The sequence below is a fragment of the Streptomyces sp. NPDC001156 genome, assembly GCF_053598275.1.
On sequence record NZ_JBSFJX010000095.1, the window covers coordinates 25215 to 31581 of the forward strand.

Genomic DNA, 6367 nt, shown 5'->3' on the forward strand with positions numbered 1-6367 from the left:
CCGGAGGCGGTACCGCGGCTACCCGGCGTCCACCACCCAGCCGAGCGGATACGGCTCCGGATCCTCCGCCTCGGGGGCCGAGGGTTCTCCCCCCGCCTCGTTGAAGGTGGCCAGGGCTTCGACGAGCGCCTCACGCTGCCTGGGGGTGAGCCGTTCCACGATCGCGGCGACCTCGGCACGGCGGCGGGCGGTGACGTCGGCGACGGTGTTCCGCCCCTCCTCGGTGAGCCGCAGCAGCGTCTCGCGGCGGTTGTCCGGATTGGTCTGACGGTCGGCCAGCCCGGCCGCGATGAGCCGGTCGACCATGCGCATCGCCGTGGAGGGCGCCACCTGAAGCAGGTCGGCCAGCCCGACCAGCTTGGTGGCACCCCGGGTGGCCAGCACAACCAGCATGCGGAACTGCGGCAGGGTGACCCGCTCCTCGACCTCGGCGAGGGAACGTGCCGAGACCGCGACCAGAAGCCGGGACGCGGTCAGGACCGCCCGGGTGACCGCGTCGACGTCGTCCATGGCCCCCGACCGGGTCTCGCGCTGCGGCATAGGCCTTTTCTACCGCGCCGCGGCGGCCGCCCTGCCGCCCGATGGGAACACCTTTCCGTTCTCATGACCGCTTCACTGCCTGCGCTTTCGCCGCCCGCACCGTCACTTCAGCAGGCCACGGTCCTCGAGGTACCTACGCGCCACGTCCTCGGGCAGTCGCCGCCGGCTGTCCACCTGCCGGTTCAGCGTCGCCAGGTCCTGCGTGGTGAGGACGGAGTTGAGAGCGCCGAGGGCCTTGGCGACGCGTTCGCCTCCCGCGCGGGAGCGGTTGACGACCGGGACGACGTAGTCCGCGTTTTGCAGGTGCTTGTCGTCGGCGAGCAGGACGAGCCCGAACTCGTCGAGGGTCGCGTCCGTCGTCGTGGTCAGCACCATCTGGTCCTGCCCGCTCTGCACGGCACGTTTGGCCTGGGTGGTGCCGACGCCCTTGGGATCGACGCCGGTGATGCCGATGTCGTACACCGTCTTCAGGCCGGGTTCGCAGTACGGCCGGCGCACGCACTCGTCGCCGGCCGCGAGCCGGACCGGGAGGCCCGACCGGCCGAGGTCGCTCAGTGTCCTCAGGTTGTGTTCGCGGGCGTAGGCGCGCGTCACCGCGAAGGCGTTCTGGTCGACCGCCCGGCCGGGATCGAGCACCACGAGCCCGCGGGGTGCGGTCAGTTTCCGCAGGGCGGCCATCGTGGCGGCGAGGTCGGGTGAGCCGGCGGGGGCCGCCCCGGCGCCGTTGGTCCTGGCGCCCAGCCAGTCCGCGAAGGTGGCCGCGTACTCCGGGACGACATCGATCTGCCCCGACTCCAGGGCCGGTTCGTACAGTTCGCGGTTGGCGACGGTCAGCATGGACGTCTTGTATCCGGCCTGGTTCAGCAGCAGTGCGTACATATGGGCGAGCAGATCGCTCTCGGTGAATCCGGCCGAGCCGACGGTCAGATGCCTGCTGTCACCGGGCGGCGCGGTGACCCGGCCGCGGGTCTCCAGCGAGGGGCCCGTGCTACAGGCGGCGACCAGCAGCACGCTCGCCAGCGCCGCGTACCGTCTCACGGCGAGCCTCGGGTCCAGCGCGGTGCCAGCCGCTCAATGGCCTCGAAGACGCCTTCGACGATCAGCGCGAAACCGGCCACCAGGAAGGCCCCGGCGACGACCTGCGGCGTACTGGCCAGATTGAAACCGGCGGTGATGATCCGGCCGAGCCCTCCACCGCCCGCCAGCGCGGCGATCGTGGCCGTGGCGACGAGCTGCACCGCGGCGATCCGCACTCCGTTCAGGAGCATCGGCAGGGAAAGCGGCAGCTCCACCCGGAGCAGCGTCTGCGGGCCGGTCATTCCCATCCCGCGCGCCGCCCGCACCACGTCGCGGTCGACTTCGCGCACTCCGACATAGGCGTTGGTGAGCAGCGGCGGCACGGCGAACAGGACCAGGGCGACGACGGTCGGGCCCTCGCTCCAGGTGCCGACCGGGGTGAGCAGCAACAGCACCAGCACGGCGAAGGTGGGCACCGCGCGACCGATGTTGGAGAGGTTGACGGCGAGCGCGCCGCCCTTGCCGAGATGTCCCAGGACGAGCGCCACCGGCAGCGCGATCACACAGCTGACGGCCAGACAGACGGCCGTCAGGACGAGGTGTTGCACCAGCCGGTGCCAGATGCCCTCGTCGCCGGCCCAGTGGGCCGGATCGGTGAGCCAGCCCCAGGTGTCGCCGAGAGTTCTCATCCAGGTCTCGCCCTGGCCCAGGGCGTGATCAGCCACTGCACGGCGAGCAGCAGCAGATCGGCCACCACCGCGATCACCACGCAGAGCACGGACGCGGTCAGCACCTGCGCCTTGAAGTACGTGTTCATCCCCGCGTAGATCAGGTTCCCGAGCCCGCCGAAGCCGACGATGGCCCCAACCGTGACCAGCGAGACCGCCGAGACGGTGGCGATGCGGAGCCCGGCCATGGCGGCGGGCAGGGCGAGCGGCAGCTCGACGGTGAGAAGCAGCCGGATCGGTCCGTACCCCATACCGAGCGCGGCCTGCCGGGTCTCCTCGGGGACGGCGCGCAGACCGGCGAGGAGGTTGCGGATCAGCACGGTGAGCGAATAGAGGACGAGACCGGCGACGACCAGCGCCGCCGACAGCCCGTACAGCGGCAGCAGCAGAGAGAACATCGCCAGGGACGGGATCGTGTAGAGGATCGTGGTGGCGGCGAGGACCGGACCCGCCGCCCAGCCCCAGCGCCGCGCCAGCACGGCCAGCGGTACGGCCACGAGCAGGCCGATGGACACGGACAGGGCGGTCAGCTGCAGATGCTGGAGCACCGCGTCCAACAGGATGTGACGGCGCGTGCGCAGATACTCCCCGCAGATCCATTCGTTGCGGGCGAGGCAGTCGTCCGAGGGCGCGGTCACCCGTCCATTGCACCGGCCGTTGGAGCGGGGGCGCTCGTTGTGCTGACCCGTCCGAGGCGCCGCCTGCCGGACCGCCGCTTCAGCCCCCTACGCGTTCCCGTTCAGCGCCCGTGCCACCACCTTGAGGTCGGACACCAGACCCGCGTAGGCGGCCTCCCGGTCGTCGGCGCGCAGGATCGCCGAGGGATGCACGGTCGCGACGACGTACTGCTCCTCGTCGGTGCCGGGCATCGGCAGCAGACTCCCCCGGTCCTTGGTCACCCGGAAGGAGCCGCCCAGCAGCGCCTTGCCCGCGGTCGCGCCGAGGACCACCACCACCTCGGGGCGGACCAGGTCCAGTTCGGCGCGCAGCCAGGGCCGGCAGGCGGAGATCTCGCGCAGACCGGGAGCCTTGTGGATGCGGCGCTTGCCGCGTTCGGCGACGGTGAACTTGAAGTGCTTGACCGCGTTGGTGACGTACGCCGTGTCCCGGTCGACACCGGCCTCCGCCAGCGCCTTGTCGAGGAGGCGGCCGGCCGGGCCCACGAAAGGTTCCCCGGCGCGGTCCTCCTGGTCTCCGGGCTGCTCCCCGACCAGCACGACCCGCGCGGAGACCTCTCCCTTGCCGAAAACGGTCTGGGTGGCGTTCTCGTACAAGGGGCAGCCATGGCAGCCGGCCGCGGCGCGCCGGTACGCCTCCAGGCCGCCGTCACGCGGCAGGAACGGAGTGGCGTCAAAGGCGCTCGGCCGGTCGTCGGAACGGCTCATACCTTCACCTCCGGGGCTCCGGTGCCGGGTCCCGCAGTACCCCTTCCCGGCTCGCACACACATCGCCGTATGGTGACGATGGGAAGGAAGCCCGACATCGCCGCACGCCACCCAACCCGGAGGGGACGATGACCTCGAAAGCCCGTCCGGAGCATGAGGGGCCCGACGCCACCGGCCCGGACTCGGAGCGGATCTTCCAGCTGGAGGAGGAGGTCGGCCAGCTCAAGGAGGCCGTGAGCTCCCACGCGGTCGTGGATCAGGCGATCGGCATGCTCGTCGCCCTGGGGCATGTCACCCCGGACGAGGGGTGGCAGGTGCTGCGGGAGGTCTCCCAGCACGCGAACATCAAGCTGCGCAACATCGCGGAGATGATAGTCATCTGGGGACGCAACGGAGATCTGCCGGATCATGTGCGCGTCCTCCTGGAGGAGACACTCGACCGCTACGGTCCCACCCGGCTTCCCGAGGACCCGCCGCCGCACTGACGCCTTCTCACACCACGCAGGTCCCTCCGGTCATGGCTCTGGGGTACTCCTCCCGTCGCCCATAGTGAGTCAGCCGGCCTGAAAAGTGTTTCGAATACCCTCTCGCGGATAGTCCGGAAAGGGTCGGCGCACTGGCCAAACCGTTCCCGGGAGGGTTCGGCAGTGAGCCCACCGCAAACGGCCGTCCGGTCGATGAGCGGCCGGGCGGCCGGATGCCGGCCGACCCCGCGGACGAGGGGGGCCGGCAGGACGGACCGGGACATCAGGCGGTGTCGGCCAGTGCCTCCTCGCGCACCCGTGCGCAGCAGCCGCTGAGCAGACGTGAGACGTGCATCTGGGAGATGCCGAGCTGGTCCGCTATGCGGCTCTGGGTCATACCGCGGAAGTAGCGCAGGTACAGGATGGTGCGCTCGCGCTCGGGCAGCGACTCCAGACACGGTTTGACCGCCTCGCGGTCGACGATCAGGTCGTAGCCGGAGTCGGACTCGCCGAGGGCGTCGCCCAGCGCGTACCCGTCGTCGCTGCCGGCCACCTCGGCGTCCAGGGACAGCGCGGTGAAGCTGTCCATGGCCTCCAGGCCGATCCGCACGTCATCCTCGCTGAGGTGTGCGTGCTCGGCGATCTCGGCGACGGTCGGGCCGCGCCCCGGGGTCTCCTGCGAGAGCTCCTTGGCCGCGACCCGCACCCGGTTGCGCAGATCCTGGACGCGGCGGGGTACGTGCAGGACCCACATGTGGTCGCGGAAGTGCCGCTTGATCTCACCGGTGATGGTCGGGATCGCATAGCTTTCGAAGGCGTACCCGCGTCCCGGGTCGTAGCGGTCGACCGCCTTGACCAGGCCCAGTGCCGCGACCTGACAGAGGTCCTCGACGGATTCGCCCCGGCCGCGGTAGCGGCGGGCTATGCGTTCGGCCATGGGGAGCCATGACTCGACGATCTCGTCACGAAGCTCGTGCCATTCGGGGCCGCCGGACAGACCGCGAAGCCGTGCGAAGGCCTCGCTGGTATCGGGGGCGTCGTCGTGCGGGTGCTGCCTCGCTTTGACCGTGATGCGCATGGTGCTCTTCAACTCCCTCAAGGGGCTGATTGGACAGTCACCGTTGGGAGGGCGCACTCACAGGCACACGGGAAACACACCCGGGGTCTGGTGGGCCAGCTCCCACGGACGTGCCTCCTGTCCGAAGCACTAGTAAGAGCCATTCCCGAATTCCACTGCGCCAAACAATTCACCCGGCGAGTCACTCAGAGCGTTCTCTCGATTCCCGCTGGTGACACCGGGCGACTGTCGCGGAAATTGCGGTCCGGGAATTCTCCGGGAAATTGGCGAATCGGCGTAGCCAGGGCTGATCCGTGGCGGATCAACGTCCCGGAGGCCGCCGCACGGAACGCTCGCCGCCCGGCCCGGAGACGGGGCGCAGCCATACGGTGGCCAGCGGGGGAAGAGTGAGGCGGATCCGGCCGCCGGACCCGGGCTCGGACAGGACCGGGTCGGGGTTGCGGACGTCGCCGCCGCCGTATTTGGCCAGGTCGGTGTTGAGCACCTCGTACCAGGCCGGGACGTCACCGGGGACGCCCAGGCGGTAGTCGTGGCGCACGACCGGCGAGAAGTGGGAAACGGCCAACAGTGGTGTGCCCTCGGCGCCGTAGCGGAGGAAGGCGAACACGTTGTCGTCGGCGGCGTCGCCCACCACCCACTGGAAGCCGGACGGCTCGGTGTCGCGCTGCCACAGCGCCGGCGTGTGGCGGTAGCCCGAGTTGAGGTCGCGGACCAGGTCGCGCACGCCCCGGTGGTCGGCCTCCGCCCCGTACGCCGGGTCCAGCAGCCACCAGTCCGGTCCGTGTTCGTGCGACCATTCCCCGCCCTGGGCGAACTCCTGCCCCATGAACAGAAGCTTTTTGCCGGGATGGGCCCACATGAAGCCCAGATAGGCCCGGTGGTTGGCGCGCTGCTGCCACCAGTCGCCCGGCATCTTCGACACCAAGGACTGCTTTCCGTGCACGACCTCGTCATGGGAGATCGGCAGGATGTAGTTCTCGCTGTAGGCATATACCGTCGAGAACGTCATCTCATTGTGGTGGTACTTGCGGTGCACCGGGTCCTTGGACGCATAGACCAAGGAGTCGTGCATCCAGCCCATGTTCCATTTCAGGCCGAACCCCAGACCGCCGAAGCCGCTGGGCCCCCTGTGGTCGGTGGCGCGGGTGACGCCGT

Annotated in this window: 8 protein-coding genes; 1 reads left to right on the forward strand and 7 read right to left on the reverse strand. The window is 70.0% G+C overall.

The window, feature by feature from the left end; all coding sequences use genetic code 11:
• Positions 1–18 precede the first annotated feature (18 nt).
• The 5 genes from ACWDA7_RS32465 to ACWDA7_RS32485 all read right to left on the reverse strand — a co-directional run bounded on the left by ACWDA7_RS32465 (position 19) and on the right by ACWDA7_RS32485 (position 3670).
• Entirely contained in the window at positions 19–540 is a 522-nt protein-coding gene (locus tag ACWDA7_RS32465) for a MarR family winged helix-turn-helix transcriptional regulator (RefSeq protein WP_450608817.1), read from the reverse strand.
• Between the two features lie 102 nt (positions 541–642).
• The gene (locus tag ACWDA7_RS32470; RefSeq protein WP_450608819.1) at positions 643–1578 is read right to left on the reverse strand and encodes an ABC transporter substrate-binding protein; all 936 of its coding nucleotides are present in this window, start codon (positions 1576–1578) and stop codon (positions 643–645) included.
• On the reverse strand, positions 1575–2246 hold the full coding sequence (locus tag ACWDA7_RS32475; protein ID WP_450608820.1) for an ABC transporter permease: 672 nt from the start codon (positions 2244–2246) through the stop codon (positions 1575–1577). Before ACWDA7_RS32475 ends, ACWDA7_RS32470 begins: the two co-directional genes overlap by 4 nt.
• On the reverse strand, positions 2243–2923 hold the full coding sequence (locus ACWDA7_RS32480; RefSeq protein ID WP_450608822.1) for an ABC transporter permease: 681 nt from the start codon (positions 2921–2923) through the stop codon (positions 2243–2245). Before ACWDA7_RS32480 ends, ACWDA7_RS32475 begins: the two co-directional genes overlap by 4 nt.
• An 87-nt stretch (positions 2924–3010) precedes the next feature.
• Complete coding sequence (locus ACWDA7_RS32485; RefSeq protein WP_450608824.1) at positions 3011–3670, reverse strand: UdgX family uracil-DNA binding protein; 660 nt, start codon at positions 3668–3670, stop codon at positions 3011–3013.
• A 128-nt stretch (positions 3671–3798) separates the two neighbouring features.
• On the opposite strand from ACWDA7_RS32485, the gene ACWDA7_RS32490 reads away from it, so the two are divergent.
• A complete protein-coding gene (locus tag ACWDA7_RS32490; RefSeq protein ID WP_450608826.1) occupies positions 3799–4155 on the forward strand; it encodes an ANTAR domain-containing protein in 357 nt (118 codons plus the stop codon).
• A 262-nt stretch (positions 4156–4417) separates the two neighbouring features.
• Here the strand turns inward: ACWDA7_RS32490 and ACWDA7_RS32495 are convergent, their stop codons facing one another.
• Together ACWDA7_RS32495 and ACWDA7_RS32500 are read right to left on the reverse strand one after the other, a co-directional pair.
• Positions 4418–5212 carry an RNA polymerase sigma factor SigF gene (locus ACWDA7_RS32495; RefSeq protein WP_450608834.1) on the reverse strand — a complete coding sequence of 265 codons (795 nt, stop codon included), beginning with the start codon at positions 5210–5212 and terminating at the stop codon, positions 4418–4420.
• A 301-nt stretch (positions 5213–5513) separates the two neighbouring features.
• Positions 5514–6367, reverse strand: an 854-nt coding sequence (locus ACWDA7_RS32500; protein WP_450608828.1) for an alpha amylase C-terminal domain-containing protein, incomplete at its 5' end; no start/stop codon positions are given.